Raw genomic sequence first — 17,555 nt, 5'->3', positions numbered from 1 at the left:
TGCTGGCGCCCCGTCTCTGAGATGGCCGCCTCTTGGCCCCGTCACGCCGTCGGTGGGCGCGGTCGGGCTTCGCCCTCACGGTTCCCGGCGCCCTCGTCCGGACGGCGGCGAAGGATCATCGCTCCCGGGGTGCGGTGAGGTCTTCGGCGAGCGTGTCCAGGCCCGCCTTGATGCGGTCGAGGGGCATGCCGCGCGTCCGGCGCTGGTAGAGGAACAGGTTCGCGGCGAGGGGGGCGAGGAGGGCGTCGGCCAGGTAGGCGGCGTCGGCGCCGGGGCGGATCTCGCGGAGCAGCATCGCCAGATGCCGGTGGTAGAGCATGTAGGAGCCCTCGCGGAAGCGGGCCTCGGGCGGGTCGGCCTCGGCCATCAGCAGCAGGTCCGCCTGGGCCTCGGTGCGGTCGGCCAGGGCGTGCAGGAAGGCGCGGACGCGCTCGGCGGGGGCCGCGCCCGGGCCGAGCGGCGGGGGCCCCTGGATGAACGCGGCCTGGAAGTCGCGCTCGAGGTCGTCGATCACGGCGTAGACGAGCCGGGCCCGGTCTCCGAACCGGCGGTACACGGTGCCGACGCCGACCCCGGCGGCCCGCGCGACCTCGTCCATGGAGACGGCCTCGGGCCCGCGGGTCGCGATCATCTCCGCGGCCGCGCGCAGGATGCGGCGGCGGTTGTGCGTCGCGTCCGCGCGCTCGGAGGGCGGCCGCCCCACCACGGGCAGCTCCCGCATCCAGCCCCCTCTCGGCACGGCACACCAGCCTAACGGGTTTGTATCCGGAATATTCTCCGGTTAAGCTCCACTAAGTGGAAGTTTCTCCGGTTAGGGAGTTGAGATGACGGTGGAGCTGACGGGACGGGCCGCGCTGGTGACGGGCGGCGGGCGCGGCATCGGGGCGGCGATCGCGCGGCGGCTGGCGCGGGACGGCGCCGACGTCGCGGTGACCTACGTGCGGGCCCCGGAACGGGCCCGCGCCGTCGTCCGCGACATCGAGGCGGCGGGCGGGCGCGGGCTGGCGATCGCCGCCGACGCGGCCGACCCCGCGGCCGTCGTCGCGGCGGTCGACCGGGCGGCGGCGGAACTGGGCAGGCTCGACATCCTGGTCAACAACGCCGGGATCGCCCCCTACGGGCCGCTGGAGGACGTGTCGGCCGACGAGCTCGACCGGACCCTGGCGATCCACGTCCGGGCGGCCTTCGTCGCGGCGCAGGCGGCGTCCCGGCATCTCGGGCCGGGCGGGCGGGTCATCAACATCGGCAGCAGCCTCGCCGAGCGCGTCCCCTACGCCGGGTGGACGCTGTACGCCATGAGCAAGTCGGCGCTCACGGGCCTCACCCGGGGCCTGGCCCGCGATCTCGGGCCGCGCGGGATCACCGCGAACGTGGTGCAGCCGGGCTCGACCGACACGGAGATGAACCCCGCCGACTCACCCGACGCCGAGTTCGAGCGCGGGTTCACGGCCCTCGGGCGGTACGGGCGCGCCGAGGAGATCGCCGCGATGGTCGCGCATCTGGCGGGCCCGGGCGGGGACTATGTCACGGGTGCGGCGATCGCCGTGGACGGGGGGTATGCAGCCTGATGGCCTGGGTTTTCCTGCTGATCGCGGGGTTGACGGAGCTGGTGTGGGCGACGGCGCTGAAGCAGTCGGACGGCCTGACTAAGCTCTGGCCGACCGTCATCGGCCTGTCGGTCGCGCTGCTCAGCGTCGTGGTGCTGTCGTTGTCGCTGCGAACCCTGCCGGTCGGGACGGCGTACGCGGTGTTCGTCGGGCTGGGGGCGCTCGGCGTCGCGGTGGTCGGCATGATCGCGTTCGGGGAGAGCGCGTCGCCGGCCCGGCTGGCGTTCCTCGGCCTGATCGTCGTCGGCGTGGTCGGTCTGCAGGTGCTGGAGAGCTCTTAGCGGCGCGGAGATCGGGCAGAGTGGGGGCATGGCGAGGGAGATGCTGGGGATCGACATCGGCGGGTCGGGGATCAAGGGCGCGCCGGTCGACCTGTCGGACGGGACGTTCACCCGGGAGCGGTTCCGGGTGGACACGCCGCAGCCGTCGAAGCCCAAGGCGGTCGCGAAGGTGCTCGCGCAGGTCGTGGAGCATTTCGGGTGGGACGGCCCGGTCGGGGTCACCTATCCCGGCGTGGTGGTCGACGGCGTGACGATGTCGGCGGCGAACGTGTCCGGGCGGTGGATCGGGCTGGAGGCGCGAGCGCTGATCGCGGACGCGACCGGGCGGGAGGTCACGCTGCTCAACGACGCGGACGCGGCGGGGATCGCCGAGATGCGGCTCGGCGCGGGCCGCGGGCGGCGCGGGACGGTCGTCGTGCTCACGCTGGGGACGGGGATCGGCAGCGCGCTGTTCACCGACGGCGTCCTCGTCCCGAACACCGAGTTCGGCCACCTCCAGATCGACGGCGAGGACGCCGAGGTCCGCGCGGCGGCGAAGGCGCGGGAGGAGGAGGACCTCAGCTGGAAGAAGTGGGCGAAGCGGCTGAGCGTGTACATGGCCCACCTGGAGGCGCTGATCTCCCCCTCGCTGATCATCGTGGGGGGCGGGGTGAGCAAGAAGTCCGAGCACTTCCTTCCGCTGATCAAGGGGGTCCGGGCGGAGATCGTCCCGGCGCGGCTGGTGAACAACGCGGGCATCGTGGGGGCGGCCATGGCGGCCGAGGCCGCTCATGACGCAGCGGCCGAGGCCGCTCATGACACTGCGACGGAGTCGGCGCGGGCTCTGGAGGCCGCGCGTTAGGGCGTCCGGAAACGGACGGTCGCGATCTCCCAGGGGCGCAGTGCCAGCGTGGTCGTCCCGTCGTGCACGTCGAGCGGGATGCCGGGGCGTCCGCGCAGGTCGACGCGGGTCGCCTCGGTGAAGTCGCCCCGCAGGACGGCCGTGGTGGGCCGCGCGGACTGGGCGACCATCCGGGTCTCGGTCCAGCCGTCGCGGAGGCGGAGGGAGGTCATCGCCACGCCGTCGCCCGTGATCGAGAGGCCCTCCCGGGAGGCCGGGAGGGGCGTGGCCGCCCGTCCGTAACCGGCGGCGGTGAGCAGGTCATGGCGGTATGCCTCCGCGGCCTGCAGGACATCGGTTCCGGGCGCCGCACCGGAGTACGGCATGATCGCGAAGCCGACCGCGCGCTCGCCCCGGCACTGGGCCTGCGGTGTGGGAAGCTGCGGCCCGGCGGGCTGGTCGCGGTAGGCGTTGCGGTCCCGCGACAGGTAGCCGATCGAGCGCAGCAGGGTGAGCGCCAGCTCCCGTCCGCCGAGCACCTCGTACTCGGTGACGTGCTCCAGCAGGACGGCGAGGCCGCCCGCGGCGACGAACCCGGACGCGGGGAAGGTCGGCACCGGCCGCTCTCCGAAGCCGCCCTCCGCCGAGGGCCCGCGCTCGACGATCGCGAACTGCCCCTCGGCGAAGGACGAGCCGGCCTGGCGCGGCAGCGACATGTGCAGCCGGACGCGGTGGTCGTCGCACCGGTTGTCGAACGCGACGCGCAGCCGCAGGAAGGGCTCGCCGGCGCGCAGTTCCGCGCGGGTGGTGACGGTCACGTCCTCTTCGGCGTCGGACCGGGCGTCGCGGGTGAGGTCTCCGGAGGCGGGCCACCGGTAGCTCCGGACGATGTCGAGCGCGGCGACGAGCGGCCCGTCCCAGACGGGCCGGACGTCCACCGCCAGGGGGTCGCCGACGATGCGGTCCTCGGAGGGCGGCGCGTGGTTGTAGGAGTCGCCGAGGTCGCCGCCGTCCACGACGCGGCCGACCCCTTCGACGACGTGGCCGGACGGGGTGCGCAGCTGGAGCGTGCCGTCCTCCCGGACCTCGGCGCGCAGCAGCCCGTTGTCCAGGACGTTCCCCTCGGCCCTCACCGGGCCTTCCGCGGCGTCGCCCGGCGCGGCGGGCCGGACGGCGGTGAGCCCCAGGGCGGGCACGTCGACCAGCGCGGCGACCGTGCGGCGCGGATCGGCCAGGATCCGGACGCGCCAGTCCCCGTCGGCGTCGCGCAGGGCGTCCCGCACCTCGCCGATGTCGAACCGGACGTCGGCGCGGGAGGTCACGTGGAAGGTGAGCGTGCGGTCCTCCCTGGACACCGTCCAGTCGCGGATCTCCTGCCCGAACAGGACCCGCCCGTACACCCGCTCCAGAAGTATCGGCAGTTCGGAGGCCGGGTGGACGGCGTCGTCCAGGACGGTGGGCGCGACGTCGAGCGTCTGGACGGGGACGGGCCGCCCGTCCCCCGTCTCCAGCCCGGGTTCCCCTTCGCAGGGGATGTCCAGGGTGACGAGGCCGGTTCGCGGGGCGGGGGTCGGGTTGAACACCAGGTGCGAGCCGAGCGGCACCGTCGCGGCGCGTTCGGCGGTGACCAGGTCGCAGACCGCGCGGCCGAGCTGCTCGGCCTCCGCCATGCGGGCCGCGACCTGCTCGGCGGTCTCGTCGCTGCCGCATCCTGTGACCGAGTCGTGGCAGCTCACCTCGATGAGGCGGCGCCACGCCAGGTCGAGGAACCGCTGGGCGTCGCCGGTGTACCAGAGGGCCGTCAGCGGTTCGGCGTACCGCTCCACGAGCCGCTCGGCGCGTCCCATCAGCTGCTTGAGCCGGACGCGGGCCGACAGCACGCCCGGCAGGATGTTGGCGCGGGCGTGCGACCGCAGCTCCCCCCGGACGTGGGGCAGGCCGTCCACGGACGGCGTCTCGCCCGCGAAGTACCCGGCGAGCGTGTCGAGCCGCATCGGGAGCCCGGCGGAGGCGACCCGGTCGGCGAGGTCGGGGGCGGGCGCGGTGTGGTCGGCCCCGTACATGGCCAGCAGCGGCCCGCCGGCCGGGTACCAGCGGCCCATCGCCTCCGCGAACCCGGCGACGCGGCCGGGCAGCAGGGACGCGCCGTCCTCGAACTCCTCGAACATCGACGCGGCGTTGCCGTAGCCGCCCTCGGGGAGGTACTGGGTGCGGATCGCGGTGCCGTCCGGCGCCTCCCAGGCGAACGCGCGGGTGCGGACCCGGTCCGGGACGCCGCGCCACACGCAGGCGTGCTCGATGCCCGCGAGCTTGAGGATCTGCGGTGTCTGGGCGCAGTGCCCGAACTGGTCGGGCAGGTAGCCGACCATCATCGCGGCGCCCAGCTCCTCCGCGCGCCGCAGCCCGAGCTCCAGGTTGCGGACGATGTTCTCCCCCGAGCACAGGAACTCGTCGTGCAGGATCTGCCAGGGCCCGACGGCCAGCCGGCCCTCGCGGACGAGCGCGGCCAGCCGCTCGCGCCGCTCGGGGCGGATCTCCAGGTAGTCGTCGACGGCGGCCATCTGCCCGTCCAGCGTGAAGTGCCAGCGCGGGTCGGCCTCCATCCCTTCGATGACGCCGTCCAGCAGCGACACCAGGCGGAGCCGGAAGCGCTGGAACGGCAGGTACCACTCGCGGTCCCAGTGGGTGTGCGGCACGACGACGATCTGCGAGTCCCCGGTCCGGCCTTCTACCCGCACAGTGCGATCACCTCGTTCTCGTGGGTCTCCAGTCGGTGCATGCCCGCCCCGCCGGCCGGCATCCGGACGCGGTCGCCCCGGACGGCGGTCCGCCGCCCGTCCGGGGCGACCAGCACGGTCCCGTCCGCGCCGAGGGCGACGAGCTCGCCGGCGACGCGCAGCAGCACCGGCGCGTCCAGGCCGGCGGACACGGCCGTCCGGCCCGCCGCGAGCCCGCCGAGGACGTCCGTTCCCTCGGCGAGGACCCAGGTCACGGGCTCGCCGAGGCTCTTCTCCTGCGCCGGATCGTGGAAGTCGCTGCCGCCGAGCGGGACGACGCTCTGCGGCCGCCACACCTGCGCCCAGGCCAGCGGGGCGCCCCAGCGGCGGTCCCACCAGGACGAATGCCAGATCTCGGCGAAGCGGGGCCGGTGCTCGGCGGGCAGCGGGCGGCGCCAGGCGCAGTCGCCGCTGAGCGGGTGGTTGATCGACATGAGCCCGCCGCGGGCGGCGGCGGAGGCGGCCCAGTCGGCGCTCGGCGCGCGGAAGTCGATCCAGCCGGTGTCGCCGAAGACGTTCGCGTGGCCGAGGTCGGTGGTGACCTCCTGGCCGGGCAGCAGCAGGATCCCGGCGTGCGCGCCGGCGGCGGGCAGCTCGGGGTGGTGGCTGACGGTGTTGTGGTCGGTCACCGCGAGGTAGTCCAGGCCGCGGGAGGCCGCGAGGCACGCCAGCTCGTGGACGGTGAGCGTGCCGTCGCTGTGGACGGTGTGGGAGTGCAGGTCACCGGCGAGCCAGCGCATCCCTTCCGGGGCGGGGAGTTCCGGGCGGGACGGACGCGGCGGATGTGGAGGCGGAGATTCGTCCGGCCGCCTTGGGCTCCGCCCAGAGGTGGTGACGGTGACCTCGTACGGGACGCCGTCCGGTGGGATCCGGTGCAGCCCGAGCCAGACGTGCCAGAGGCCCGGCTCCGGCTCGCCGGGGAGGTACCCGGGCGTCGCCCAGTCGGCGCCTATCGTGAACCGGCGGCGCGCCCCGCCGGACCAGCCGCGGAATCCGCCGGGCCCATGGCAGCCCAGGTCGATCACGCCGCCGTCGAAGGAGAGCTCCACCGTGACGGACGCCGTGCCCCGCGGGACCTCGAAGGGGAGTTCGCGCAGCCCCTGCTCCAGACGGTCTTCAAGAGTCCACCGTCCGCTGTGCACGGTCATCCGCTCCTCCCTCCTCGGTCAGGGACGCCGCCGGCCGTCCGGCCCGGTCGCCGCCGCCCGTCACCAGCTCGCCGTCGCGGTAGAGCAGGACGCGCCCCGGACGCGGCGACGCCCACCCTTCGGCGGAGAGCCGGGGTTCGCGGCCCTCCCCCACGACGACTCGCACCGTCTCGCCGCCGACGTCCAGGGTCACGAGGGAGGACGCGCCGAGGTTCTCCACGACGGACACCCTCCCGCCGAACGCCCCGTCCACCGGTTCGGCGCTGAACTCCATGTACTCGGGACGTACCCCGCAGACGACCTCCTGCCCGTCCGGCACGAGGCCGCGCGCCTCCTCCGGGACGGGGATCTCGGTCCCGCCGACCGCGACGGCCCCGCCGCGGACCGTGCCGGGCAGCAGGTTCATCGGCGTCGAGCCGATGAACGAGGCCGTGAACAGGTTCGCCGGGCGCCGGAACACCTCCGCGGGCGTGCCGATCTGCCGGATCCGCCCCGCCTCCATGACGGCGATCCGGTCGGCGAGCGCCAGGGCCTCCGCCTGGTCGTGCGTGACGAACACCGACGTGAACGCGAGGCGCTGCTGGAACCTCTTCAGGAACGTGCGGGCCTCCAGGCGGAGCCGCGCGTCCAGGTTGGACAGCGGCTCGTCCAGCAGGAGGACCCGCGGGTCGGCCACCACGGCGCGGGCCAGCGCGACCCGCTGCTGCTGGCCGCCGGACAGCTCCCCGGGGCGCCGCCGCTCCAGCCCCTGGAGGCCGAGCTCGCGCGCGGCCTCGGCCGCCCGCCCGTGCCGGACGGCGCGGCTCTGCTTCCTGACGCGCAGCGGGTAGGCGATGTTGTCCACGACGGTCATGTGCGGGAACAGCGCGTAGTCCTGGAACACCATGCCGACGTCGCGCCGCCCCGGCTGGAGCCGCGTCACGTCTTCGTCGCCGAGGCGGATCGTCCCGCCTGTTGCCGCCTCCAGGCCGGCGACCGTGCGCAGCAGCGTCGTCTTCCCGCAGCCGGACGGGCCGAGCAGCGCGAAGAACTCGCCCGCGCCGACGTCGAGGTCGAGCGCGTCCAGGGCCCGCACACCGCCCGGGTACACCTTCGTCAGCCGCCGGATCGTGATGGACGCCATCAGCGCTTGATCCCTCCGTGGAAGCGGAACCCGTACCGGCGGCTGACGAACAGGTACATGAGCACGACCGGCAGGGAGTACAGCAGCGAGAACGTGGAGATCAGCGGCAGGTCCGGCTGGCCGCCCTCGGTGTAGAACGTGTACATGATCACCGAGGCGGGGGCCTTGTCCGGGTTCCGCAGGAGCAGGAACGGCATGAGGAAGTCGCCCCACACCTGCGCGACCGTCCAGACCGTCACGGTGGCGAGCCCGGGGCGGATGACCGGGACGACCACGTGCCGCAGGACCTGGAGCGGGGAGGCGCCGAACACCCGCGCGGCCTCCTCGTAGGACGTGGGCGTGGCGTCGGTGAAGTCCTTCAGCAGGAAGATCGCCGCCGGCAGCAGCCCGCCGGTCAGCACCAGGACCACGCCGAGCCGCGAGTCGATCAGGTGCAGGTTGAAGGCCAGCAGGAACACCGGCACCATCGCGGCCGTCCCGGTGATGATCGACGACAGCAGGAGCAGGACGTACAGCAGCAGGTCCCGGCCCGGGACCCGGACCCGGCTCAGCGCGTAGGCGGCCAGGGACGCGGTCGTGACGACCAGCGCGGCCGTCCCGGCGGCCAGCAGCACCGAGTTGCGCAGCGACGCGAGCGCGTAGGGGTTGTCCAGCAGGATCCGGAAGTTGTGCAGGGTGAACTCGGGCAGCGACGCCGCGATGCCCGGGTTCGCGTCGAAGGGCGCGAAGGCCAGCCAGAGCAGCGGCAGCGCGAAGAACCCGAGGACGGCGGAGACGAACACGGCCAGCCCCATCCGGCGCAGCAGCTCGCGCACCGTGCCGTTCACGCGGCCGCCCCCTCCGCCGCGCCGGCCTTCACCGCGCCGGCCTCCGCGCCGGGGGCGCGGCCGCGGTCGCGCAGTGCCCGCAGGTAGACCAGCGCGATCACCAGGTTGACCAGGATCATGATCAGCGAGATGGCGGCGCCGAACCCGAGCCGGCCGTCCCCGAGCGCCGTCCGGTACACGTACACCGACATGATCTCCGAGCGCCCGTCCGGGCCGCCCGCGGTGATCAGGAAGGGGGTGAAGTCGTTGAACGTCCACAGGCTGACCAGCAGCAGGCTCGTCAGCAGGTGGCCCCTGATGCGCGGGAGCACCGCGTCGCGGAGCGTCTGCCACGTGGAGGCGCCCGCGAGCCGGGCCGTCTCCAGATGGGACGGTGGAACGTTCCCGATCGCCGCTCCGTAGAGCATCATCGAGAACGCCGTGCCGCGCCAGACGTTGAACACGACGACGCACGCCATCGGGTGGTCGAGCAGCCACGCCGTGCCCGGTGTGCCGAGCACGGCGTTGAGGGTCCCGCCGTCGCGGTCGAGCAGCGCGATCCACAGGAACGCGATGACCGAGGACGGCAGGATCCAGGCCAGCAGCACCAGGCCCTCGACCAGCCGCCTGAGCAGGCCCGTGCGGTCGCGCATCACCCACGCGATCGAGAAGCCGAGCGCGGTCTGCCCGATCACCGCCGACCCCAGGACGAACTGGAGCGTCAGCCACAGCGACCGGTGGAAGTCGCCGTCGCCGAGCACCGTCCGGTAGTTGCCGGCCCCGACGAACCGCGGCTCGCTGGCGGCGACGCCCGTGAGCCGGTAGTCGGTCGTGCCCAGGTAGAGCGTCCAGAGCGCGGGGAACACCAGGAACACCGCGACCAGGACCAGCGCGGGCGCGACGAAGGCGGCGGCGCGTCCCCGTCCCAGCCCGGCCGCGTCGTCCTCGGAGAACGCGGCCGGGGACGCGACGTCAGCGCGGGGTGACGTGGGAGGCGCCACCGACGATCCCCTCCAGCTTCTTGCCGTACTCGGCGGCGGCCTGGTCGGGGCTCTTGCCCGACACCACGCTCGCCGTGGCCTCCTGCAAGGCCGTCGACACCTGCGGGTAGGCCGAGAGGCCGGGACGGTAGGACGTGACGGGCAGCACCTTCTCCGACACGAACGTCAGGAACGGGTCGCCCGCGAGGATCTCCTTGTTCACGTCCGTCCGGGACGTGATCTCGGGGGTGCCGGCCGTCCGCGCCTTGACCATCTCCGGGGAGTTCATGAAGGCCAGCAGCTCGAAGGCCTGCTGCGGGTACCGGGTGTTGGGATTGAGGACGGTCACCGAGCCGCCCGACATGCTCACGAACGACTGCCCGCGCACGCCGCGGCCCTGGGAGACGGCGGGGATCAGCGCGTAGCCGACGTCCTGGTCGCGGCCGGCCATCTTCGCCACGCCGGTCTTCGGGTTGAGGACGTCCCGCCAGAAGTAGTCGCCCTCGAACAGGATCCCGATCTTGCCGGCGGCGAACTCCTCGAACGACTTGTCGCGCCCCTTGGCCTCCTGCTGGAGCTTCGGGTCGCCGAGGCCCTCGCGGCCGTAGACCTGCGCGTACAGGCCGAGGACCTGCTTGAGCGCCTGGCCGTCGCCCGTCCACCTGCCGTCCGCCCAGATCTCGGCGCCCGCCCCGGCCAGCAGCGGGAGCGCCCCCTGCATGCTGGTGGCCTCCCCCATCGCGGTGCCCGCGTTGAGCTGGATCGGGGTCACGCCGGGGACCTTCTTCAGCGCCCGCCCCGCCGCGACGATCTCCTGCCAGCTCTTCGGCTGCCAGTCGGCGGGCAGCCCGGCCCTCGCGAACAGCTTCTTGTTGAAGAAGATGAGGCGGCCGTCGGTCCCGGGCGGGACGCCGTACCGCTCGTCCTCGAACATCGCCAGCCGCTGGACCGACCCGGGGATCTGGGACCAGCCGTCCCAGGCGCCGGCGGGGGCGCCGACCGCCTCCGAGAGCGGCAGGATGTAGCCGGCCTGCGCGAACTCACCGACCCAGATGCCGTCGATGTCCATGATGTCGGCGCCGGAGCGCGACTTCAGGTCGAGCGCCAGCTTGGTCTTGTACACCTCGTCGTCCACGCCCTGGCCGCGGAACGTCACCTTCGCGGTGACGCCCTTGGCCTTCTGCGCCGCGACGAACTTCGGGATCACCGTTCTGGTGAGCCACACGGCCTCTTCGGTGTTCTTGCCGCCCTCGATGGCGTTGCGGGTGATCGTCAGGGAGAAGCTCTTGGCGTCCTTGCCCCGGTCGGGGTCCGTCGAGGACCCGCCGCCGCACCCGGCGAGCGCCGCGCCCGCCATCGCGAGCGCGGCCGCCGCGCCGATCCGCCTCCTGGAGAAGCCCCTGCTGGAGAAGACCATGGGTGACCTCCTACAAGCGTCACCACATAACGTGAACGAAGAATTCGATCACGTAAAGAGCCGGAGATCGTTTTTCTGGCTCAGGGGTCCATCAGCTCGGCGGACCGTGCCGCGAACGCCTCCACGGCCTTCGCCGTGATCGGGCCCGGGGCCGCCGGGAGGACCGTCCCGTCCACCGCCCGGATCGGCTGGACGTCGCGGGTCGTGGAGGTCAGGAACGCCTCGTCCGCGCGGTACAGGTCCTCCAGCGCGACGTCCTCCTCCTCGCCGCCGCACCACTCCAGCGTGAGCGCGCGCGTCACCCCGGCCAGGCAGCCGGACGCCAGCGGCGGCGTGATCAGCCGGCCCCCGAGCACGACGAAGATGTTGCTGCCCGTCCCCTCGCACAGGTTCCCGGCGGTGTTGCCGAAGATCGCCTCGCCGCCGCCGCGCTCCTTGGCGTAGGCCAGCGCCAGGGCGTTCTCCGCGTAGGAGGTGGTCTTGAGGCCGGACAGCGCGCCCCGCTCGTTGCGCGGCCACGGCACGACCGTCACGTCCGCCGTCGCCGGGAACGGATCCTGCGGGCCGGCGATGATCGACACGGTCGGGCCCTCGTCGCCGCGCGCGGAGCCGAGCGGGCCCGGGCCGCTCGTGTAGGTGATGCGGATCCGGGCCAGCGGCCACTTCGGCGCGGCCGCGAGCACCTCCAGCGTGCCCTGCGCGAGGGCGTCGTGGTCGGGCTCGGGCAGGCCGAGGCCCGCCGCCGAACGGGCCAGCCGCCGCAGATGCCGGGTCAGCGCGAACGGCTCCCCGTTCGTCGCCTTCACGGTCTCGAAGATCCCGTCCCCGACGAGCATGCCGTGGTCGAAGACCGACACCGTCGCCCGCTCAGGGTCGAGCAGTTCCCCGTTCAGCCAGATCCTGGCCTGCTCCGTCACCGGAAGCCACCTCCAATAGCCGAGCCGCCTTCAGCTCGGTCTCGCGCCACTCGCGAAGCGGATCGGACCCCCACGTGATGCCGGCGCCGGTGCCGAACCGCAGCAGGCCGTCCTGCGCCCAGAACGTCCGGATGCCCACGGCGAGGGCGCCGCGCCGGGAGTCCGCGTCCACCCAGCCGACGGCCCCACAGTACGGCCCCCGGGGGACGGGTTCGAGCTCTTCCAGCAGCCTCAGCGCGCTCGACTTCGGGGCGCCCGTCACCGAACCGGGAGGAAACGTCGCGGCGATCAGCTCCGGCCAGCCTCCCCCCGCCAGGCGCGCCCGGACGGCCGACACCAGGTGGACGAGCCCCGGATGCTCCTCCAGCGCGCACAGCTCCGGCACGCTCACCGAACCCGTCTCCGCCACCCGCCCGAGGTCGTTGCGGACCAGGTCGACGATCATCACGTTCTCGGCGCGGTCCTTGGGCAGCAGGTCCTCCGCCGTCCGGCCGGTCCCCTTGATCGGACGTGACTCGACCACCCGCCCGTCCCGCCGCAGGTACAACTCCGGCGAGGCCGACGCCACCTCCAGACCAGGCAACTTCAGCGTCATCGCGTACGGCGCGGGATGGCGCTCGGCGAGCCTCGCCCCCAGCCCGGCGATGCCGGCGCCGCCGGGCAACTCCGCGGAGAGCACCCGGCAGAGATTCGCCTGATAGACCACACCGGCCGCGATCGCGCCGCGGATGCGCTCGACGCCCGCGACATAGGCGGCCTCGTCCAGCGAACTCGTCCACTCCCCCGGGCCGGTCCACGGACCCCCCGGATGCGGCGCGGGCCTGACCGTCTCGAACCGGGCGCATGTGACCTTCCCCTCATAGGTCACCACGACCGCCCACCAGCCGCGCGAATCCAGCGCCCCGAGATCGGAGGTCACATCCGCGAGCCCGGTCGCCAGCAGCCCCCCGGCATAGGCGAAACTCACCCGAGCACGCACCCGAACGAATCGGCCAGACCCGCCAGCCCGGCCTCGGTCACCACAAGCGCCCGCCGCGTCCTGCCCCGCTCGAACCAGCCCAGCTCGATCATCCGGCTGGTCAGCGCCTCCCCCAGAGCCCCGTTCAGGTGCGGCCGCCGCTCCGTCCAGTCGAGGCAGTGCCAGGCGAACCGACGCCGCGCCCCCCGCAGCGCCGCCAGATCCAGGCCCAGCGCCCCGAGACGCTCCTCGCCCTTCTCCGTCACCTCGTAGGCGTCGCCGTCCGCGGCCTCGATCAGGCCGCCGTCCACCAGCGCCGCGAACAACGTCACCCCGGCAAGCCCGGCCAGATGGTCGTAACACGTCCGCGCCTCGTGCAGGCGCCGCGCCTCCCGCGACTGCCGCAGGCCGTTCACCCGCACCGGCGGGCTGATCCGCGACAGCGCCTCGATCACCTGGGCCACGTCACGGCCCCGCAACCGGTAGTACCGGTGCCGCCCCTGCTTCACGACCGTCACGAACCCGCCGTCCAGCAGACGCGACAGGTGCGCGCTCGCCGTCTGGGCGCTCACCCCCGCCGTCCTCGCCAACTCCCCCGCCGCGAGCGGACGCCCGTCCAGCAGCGCCGTCAGCATCGCGGCCCGCGCCCGGTCCGCCAGCAGAGCCGCCACCGGCGCGAAGTCCACACCCACGACCTGTTCCGAGCCCATGCCACCGAGCCTAGGCGACCCACCCTTCGACCAGCGACGAAGCATCCCCGCCCCGCCCCGCCCCGCAAACCGGTTCGCGTCACCGCCCCGGACGCGCTAATGTTTTCCCCGTCGCCGCAGGGCGCAAGCGGAAGTGGCTCAGGGGTAGAGCATCACCTTGCCAAGGTGAGGGTCGCGGGTTCAAATCCCGTCTTCCGCTCTGAGGGGCCTTTCAGGCTATGACCAGAAGGTCTCCTTCTGGTGGAGTGGCCGAGAGGCGAGGCAACGGCCTGCAAAGCCGTGTACACGGGTTCAAATCCCGTCTCCACCTCAACCCGTCCCTCTCCGGAGGACACGGACCCGGGCGATTAGCTCAGTGGGAGAGCGCTACCTTGACACGGTAGAGGCCACTGGTTCAATCCCAGTATCGCCCACGAGTCGGGCTACCTTGGTCGGCGCCTTCGGCGCCTTCCCCGGTGGCCCGCAATGCTTTTCTGGGGGGCGACCCCCAGACCCCCGAGTCGGGCCGTCGTGGTCGGTGCCTTTGGCACCTTCCCGGTGGCCCGCAATGCTTTTCTGGGGGGCGACCCCCAGACCCCCGATGTGGGGGACTCCGTCCCCCACGCCCCCTGAGTGCGGGCCGGGGCTGCGTTCGTGCCTTTGAGGTCGTCGTTCGGCTCGGGCACTTCTCTCTTCGGCGATCTCGCCGAGCGCACTCGTCTCTGACGGTTCTGCCTGCCTGCATATTCTTCGGCCCACTCTTTCGACCTCGGTTGCGGGTGGCCTCCTCTTCCTCGCCGTGTCCTGACTTGCGGCCGTCTCCTAGAGGGTCATGGTCCGGGCTTCTCCTCCCTCGCTGCCCCCGGCCGGGCCTGAAGACGTTCGCTGCCTTGAACGCGCCGACCTGGTCCTCTTGACGCTCGCGCGGGCATCAGCGGCGCGTGTCTGTGCTGATTTGCGTCCGGCTCAGCAGCGCCGGCGCGCCTGCCCACACCGGCGCAGGCGCGATCTCAGGTGGGGCTCCTGGTGAGGCGCTGTTGGTGGCTGCGACGCACTGTGGCTGTGATGCAGTCCCCTCGGGTGAGGTGGCGTGTTGACGTTAGGCAGGTAGATGCCTGCATAATGAGGGCGTGGATTCTGGAGGGATGGATTCGGTCTTCAAGGCGTTGGCCGATCCCACGCGGCGGCTTCTGCTCGACCGGTTGCGGGAGCAGAACGGGCAGACGCTGCGTGAGCTGTGCGAGCGGCTGGACATGGCGCGGCAGTCGGCGACGCAGCATCTCGACATCCTGGTGGGCGCCGGGCTCGTGACCGTCGTCAGGCGGGGGCGCGAGCGGGTCCACTACCTCAATCCGGCGCCGATCCACGAGATCGAGGAGCGCTGGATCTCCGAGTTCGACAGGCCCCGCCTGCAAGTGCTCAGCGCCATCAAGGCCCAGGCAGAGGAGTACGCCATGACCGGCGAACCGACGACCGTCCCGACCTATGTCTATGTCACCTACATCCGCGCGAGCGCCGAGCAGGTGTGGCGCGCCCTGACCGACGCGGACCTGACGGCGCGGTACTGGGGGCACGAGAACATCTCGGACTGGCGGCCGGGCTCGCCCTGGGAGCACCGGCGCTCCGACGGGTCAGGGGTGGTCGACGGCGTCGGCCGGGTGCTGGTGGCCGAACCGCCGACCCGCCTGGCCATCACCTTCGAGGACTCCCCCGGCGTCGAGCCGACCAGGGAAGCGTCGGTCGTCACCTTCCTCGTCGAGCCGCACCACGACATCGTCCGGCTCACCGTGACCCACGAGAACCTTCCCAACGAGGAGATGCTCAACGGCATCTCGCAGGGGTGGCCGGCCGTCGTGGCCAACCTCAAGTCGCTGCTGGAGACCGGCGACGTCCTCCCGCAGGTGCCGTGGGAGATGGCCGGTACGCAGGCCTGACGAGAAGGAGGACATCATGGACACCGCTCCGCTGCGGGACGCCTACCGTGCTCTGCTCGACGCCGCCGCCGCGGCCGACTCCGATGCCGTCCCGCCGCCGGGCGAATGGAACCTGGAGCAGATCCTGGCGCACGTCAGCATCGTCAGCGCCGTCACGATCAGCGCCGTCTCCGCCGTCGCCTCGGCCGCGATCGCGACCTACGACAACCGCATGGCCCAGGAGGCCTGGACCATCGAGCGCGTCATCGCGCAGGCCGGCGGCGGCGCGGGGCTCCGGGACCGCATCGCGTCCCAGGCGGACGCTCTCTGCGCGCTCGGGCCCATGCTCGACGACGCCGAACTCGACATCCTGGTGCCCACCCGGCTCGTGTCGAACGGCGACCTCCTGGTCGACCAGCCCGTGCCCCTGCGCGCCCTCCTCGGCGGTCTCGCGGAGACGGAGCTGCCCGGCCACACCCGGCAGATCCTTGCCCTGGAGCCGTGACTACGGCGCCGTGCCGGCGCGGGCGTGGATGCCGAGGACGTGGGCGAACAGGGCGGGAGCCCGTGAGCCGCCCACCGTGTCCGGGAGGACGTCGGGGGTCAGCGTCCATTCCGCGCCCACCCACGAATCGCCGATGGAGCCCTCGCTGGAGGGCAGGTCGTTGCAGGACTGCCGGACGCGCATGGTGCGCACCGACTCCGCCGCGGGCGTGTCGGTCTCGACCAGGAGCACCGGGACCCCGACCAGGGGGCCGTCCTCGACCAGGCACAGGAGGTGATGGGCCTCCTCGCCGTCGAGCGCGGCGCCGGCGTCCATGACGACGACCATGCGCAGCGGCGGTCCCGCGGCCGGGCCGTCGTCGCCGCCGATGCGGCGCAGGTCGACCAGGTCGAGGAGGCGGCGGAGGCGTTCGGCGGCCGCCGGGCCCGTCGCCACGCCGCCGCCGAGCAGGCGGGCCGTGGTGGACGGGTCGAACCCGTGCAGCCAGCCGGCGCCCGACAGGCCCGCGGCGTCGATCACCTCAAGGCCGGCGAGCCCGGGCGGGACGGCCGCCAGGAACCGCGTCACCAGCGACCACGCGTAGGCGGCTGAGTCGCCCGGCATGGTCCCCCGCGAGATCCACACGGCGCGCCGCAGCGGCAGCCGGAGGATGAGCGGCACCTGCAGGGCGGGCAGCTCGGCGGTGGACAGGCGGCCCAGCAGCATGCCCTCGGCCAGGTCGGCACGGGGCTGCCAGGTGAGCCACGCCGGCGCGTCGAAGGGCGCGGCCTCCGGGGTGACCTGCGGCTCCACCCGGGCCAGTTCCTCGCGGAGCTGCGCCGCGTCGGCGCGGAGCCGCTGGTCGGCCGCCTCCATGAGCCGCTGGAAGCCGCCGGGCGGCTTGCGCCCCGCGATCTCCTCGTTGCGCAGGACGAGCGCGTGCTCGGTGGAGGAGTGGAACGCCGCCAGGGACCGGCTGGCGTCCTCCCAGACGAGCCAGCACCGCTCGACGTAGCCGACCTCCGACGCCGGAGGCGGGGCCGGCGGTCGCGAATCCGCGGGCGGCGGGCTCGCGGGCGGCGGGACCGAGGGTGAGGGGACCGGCGGGGGCGGGCCCACGGCGGGGGCCGGCTCGGGCTCGCCCGGGTCGTCCACCTCGATGCCGTGCGCTTCGAGCAGCTCGGCCAGGCCTCCGGCGTAGCCCTGGCCGACGGCCCGGACCTTCCAGCGGCCGTCGCGGCGGTAGAGCTCCAGCCCGATGATCGCCCTCTCCGGGCCCAGACCCGGGACGGTGAACTCGACGAGCGGGTCGCCCGTCGAGGAGGTCAGGGCGAGCCGGGGCGGCGGCATCGTGCCGAAGGTCGTCGCGCCGGTCAGGCTGACCGCGATCAGCACCGCCGCGGCATCGGCGGGGACCGCGTCCAGGTCGACCTCGACGCGCTGGCGGCCGTCGCCGGACCAGCGCACGCCGGGCGCCTCGGGCGCGTTGTAGAACACCAGGTCGGCGTCGGAGCGCGCCCGCAGGCCGGGACCCACGAGCAGGGCGCTCACGTCGACGGGGACGGCGCAGGACGCGGTGGCGGTCACGCGCCGGGCGGGCAGCGGTGCGTTGGCGCCGGGCGACAGTTCGGCCAT

At 73.3% G+C, this 17,555-nt stretch carries 16 protein-coding genes and 3 tRNA genes; 8 read left to right on the top strand and 11 right to left on the bottom strand.

The genetic code is table 11. From position 1 onward, the window contains the following. Positions 1-115 precede the first annotated feature (115 nt). Positions 116-739, bottom strand: coding sequence for a TetR/AcrR family transcriptional regulator (locus ABD944_RS25630; RefSeq protein WP_345180660.1), 624 nt, complete (start codon positions 737-739; stop codon positions 116-118). An 85-nt stretch (positions 740-824) separates the two neighbouring features. Between ABD944_RS25630 and ABD944_RS25625 the strand changes: the two genes are divergently transcribed. The 3 genes from ABD944_RS25625 to ppgK are packed head-to-tail and all read left to right on the top strand — an operon-like array spanning position 825 to position 2,729. Next, positions 825-1,568, top strand: a complete 744-nt coding sequence (locus ABD944_RS25625; RefSeq protein ID WP_345180656.1) for an SDR family oxidoreductase — start codon at positions 825-827, stop codon at positions 1,566-1,568. Next, complete coding sequence (locus tag ABD944_RS25620; protein WP_345180653.1) at positions 1,568-1,888, top strand: DMT family transporter; 321 nt, start codon at positions 1,568-1,570, stop codon at positions 1,886-1,888. The genes ABD944_RS25625 and ABD944_RS25620 overlap by 1 nt, the downstream gene beginning before the upstream one ends. A gap of 28 nt (positions 1,889-1,916) precedes the next feature. Beyond that, positions 1,917-2,729: a polyphosphate--glucose phosphotransferase gene (gene ppgK / locus ABD944_RS25615; RefSeq protein ID WP_345180650.1), complete on the top strand. Its 813-nt coding sequence runs from the start codon at positions 1,917-1,919 to the stop codon at positions 2,727-2,729. Here the strand turns inward: ppgK and ABD944_RS25610 are convergent. The 9 genes from ABD944_RS25610 to ABD944_RS25570 form a co-directional block, all read right to left on the bottom strand. Further along, positions 2,726-5,446, bottom strand: a complete 2,721-nt coding sequence (locus ABD944_RS25610; protein WP_345180647.1) for a glycoside hydrolase family 38 N-terminal domain-containing protein — start codon at positions 5,444-5,446, stop codon at positions 2,726-2,728. The two genes, ppgK and ABD944_RS25610, sit on opposite strands and share 4 nt — an antisense overlap. Then, the gene (locus tag ABD944_RS25605) at positions 5,437-6,633 is read right to left on the bottom strand and encodes a CehA/McbA family metallohydrolase (protein WP_345180645.1); all 1,197 of its coding nucleotides are present in this window, start codon (positions 6,631-6,633) and stop codon (positions 5,437-5,439) included. Before ABD944_RS25605 ends, ABD944_RS25610 begins: the two co-directional genes overlap by 10 nt. Next, on the bottom strand, positions 6,602-7,756 hold the full coding sequence (locus tag ABD944_RS25600; RefSeq protein ID WP_345180643.1) for an ABC transporter ATP-binding protein: 1,155 nt from the start codon (positions 7,754-7,756) through the stop codon (positions 6,602-6,604). The genes ABD944_RS25605 and ABD944_RS25600 overlap by 32 nt, the downstream gene beginning before the upstream one ends. Next, the gene (locus tag ABD944_RS25595; RefSeq protein ID WP_345180641.1) at positions 7,756-8,583 is read right to left on the bottom strand and encodes a carbohydrate ABC transporter permease; all 828 of its coding nucleotides are present in this window, start codon (positions 8,581-8,583) and stop codon (positions 7,756-7,758) included. The genes ABD944_RS25600 and ABD944_RS25595 overlap by 1 nt, the downstream gene beginning before the upstream one ends. Further along, positions 8,580-9,563 (bottom strand): carbohydrate ABC transporter permease, encoded by a 984-nt coding sequence (locus tag ABD944_RS25590; RefSeq protein ID WP_345180639.1) that lies wholly within the window; start codon positions 9,561-9,563, stop codon positions 8,580-8,582. Before ABD944_RS25590 ends, ABD944_RS25595 begins: the two co-directional genes overlap by 4 nt. After that, positions 9,535-10,959: an extracellular solute-binding protein gene (locus ABD944_RS25585; RefSeq protein ID WP_345180637.1), complete on the bottom strand. Its 1,425-nt coding sequence runs from the start codon at positions 10,957-10,959 to the stop codon at positions 9,535-9,537. The genes ABD944_RS25590 and ABD944_RS25585 overlap by 29 nt, the downstream gene beginning before the upstream one ends. Positions 10,960-11,039: 80 nt before the next feature. Continuing rightward, positions 11,040-11,876, bottom strand: coding sequence for an aminotransferase class IV (locus ABD944_RS25580; protein ID WP_345180635.1), 837 nt, complete (start codon positions 11,874-11,876; stop codon positions 11,040-11,042). Next, positions 11,827-12,843, bottom strand: a complete 1,017-nt coding sequence (locus tag ABD944_RS25575; RefSeq protein WP_345180633.1) for a chorismate-binding protein — start codon at positions 12,841-12,843, stop codon at positions 11,827-11,829. The genes ABD944_RS25580 and ABD944_RS25575 overlap by 50 nt, the downstream gene beginning before the upstream one ends. Then, positions 12,840-13,544 carry an ArsR/SmtB family transcription factor gene (locus ABD944_RS25570; protein WP_345180631.1) on the bottom strand — a complete coding sequence of 235 codons (705 nt, stop codon included), beginning with the start codon at positions 13,542-13,544 and terminating at the stop codon, positions 12,840-12,842. Before ABD944_RS25570 ends, ABD944_RS25575 begins: the two co-directional genes overlap by 4 nt. Positions 13,545-13,671: 127 nt before the next feature. Between ABD944_RS25570 and ABD944_RS25565 the strand changes: the two genes are divergently transcribed. From ABD944_RS25565 to ABD944_RS25545, 5 genes are all read left to right on the top strand, one after another. Continuing rightward, positions 13,672-13,743 (top strand) — tRNA-Gly (locus ABD944_RS25565). Positions 13,744-13,783: 40 nt separating this feature from the next. Then, positions 13,784-13,854, top strand: a tRNA-Cys gene (locus tag ABD944_RS25560). Between the two features lie 31 nt (positions 13,855-13,885). Beyond that, positions 13,886-13,957 (top strand) — tRNA-Val (locus ABD944_RS25555). Positions 13,958-14,668: 711 nt separating this feature from the next. Continuing rightward, positions 14,669-15,457 (top strand): ArsR/SmtB family transcription factor, encoded by a 789-nt coding sequence (locus ABD944_RS25550; protein WP_345180629.1) that lies wholly within the window; start codon positions 14,669-14,671, stop codon positions 15,455-15,457. A 16-nt stretch (positions 15,458-15,473) separates the two neighbouring features. Next, a complete protein-coding gene (locus tag ABD944_RS25545; RefSeq protein WP_345180627.1) occupies positions 15,474-15,941 on the top strand; it encodes a DinB family protein in 468 nt (155 codons plus the stop codon). Here ABD944_RS25545 and ABD944_RS25540 read toward each other — a convergent pair whose 3' ends face one another. Beyond that, positions 15,942-17,555 carry a TerD family protein gene (locus tag ABD944_RS25540; RefSeq protein ID WP_345180625.1) on the bottom strand — a complete coding sequence of 538 codons (1,614 nt, stop codon included), beginning with the start codon at positions 17,553-17,555 and terminating at the stop codon, positions 15,942-15,944. It abuts the gene before it with no gap.

The sequence above is a fragment of the Actinomadura verrucosospora genome, assembly GCF_039540335.1.
Taxonomy (GTDB): domain Bacteria; phylum Actinomycetota; class Actinomycetes; order Streptosporangiales; family Streptosporangiaceae; genus Spirillospora; species Spirillospora verrucosospora.
This window is presented reverse-complemented; position numbering and strand designations above follow the sequence as displayed.

Bases quoted from the DNA above. Each gene is read 5' to 3' on its own strand.
- ABD944_RS25625 (WP_345180656.1), top strand. From the start codon at position 825: ATGACGGTGGAGCTGACGGGACGGGCCGCGCTGGTGACGGGCGGCGGG.
- ABD944_RS25620 (WP_345180653.1), top strand. From the start codon at position 1,568: ATGGCCTGGGTTTTCCTGCTGATCGCGGGGTTGACGGAGCTGGTGTGG.
- ppgK (WP_345180650.1), top strand. From the start codon at position 1,917: ATGGCGAGGGAGATGCTGGGGATCGACATCGGCGGGTCGGGGATCAAG.
- ABD944_RS25605 (WP_345180645.1), bottom strand. From the start codon at position 6,633: ATGACCGTGCACAGCGGACGGTGGACTCTTGAAGACCGTCTGGAGCAG.
- ABD944_RS25600 (WP_345180643.1), bottom strand. From the start codon at position 7,756: ATGGCGTCCATCACGATCCGGCGGCTGACGAAGGTGTACCCGGGCGGT.
- ABD944_RS25585 (WP_345180637.1), bottom strand. From the start codon at position 10,959: ATGGTCTTCTCCAGCAGGGGCTTCTCCAGGAGGCGGATCGGCGCGGCG.
- ABD944_RS25570 (WP_345180631.1), bottom strand. From the start codon at position 13,544: ATGGGCTCGGAACAGGTCGTGGGTGTGGACTTCGCGCCGGTGGCGGCT.
- ABD944_RS25550 (WP_345180629.1), top strand. From the start codon at position 14,669: ATGGATTCGGTCTTCAAGGCGTTGGCCGATCCCACGCGGCGGCTTCTG.
- ABD944_RS25545 (WP_345180627.1), top strand. From the start codon at position 15,474: ATGGACACCGCTCCGCTGCGGGACGCCTACCGTGCTCTGCTCGACGCC.
- ABD944_RS25540 (WP_345180625.1), bottom strand. From the start codon at position 17,555: ATGGCCGAACTGTCGCCCGGCGCCAACGCACCGCTGCCCGCCCGGCGC.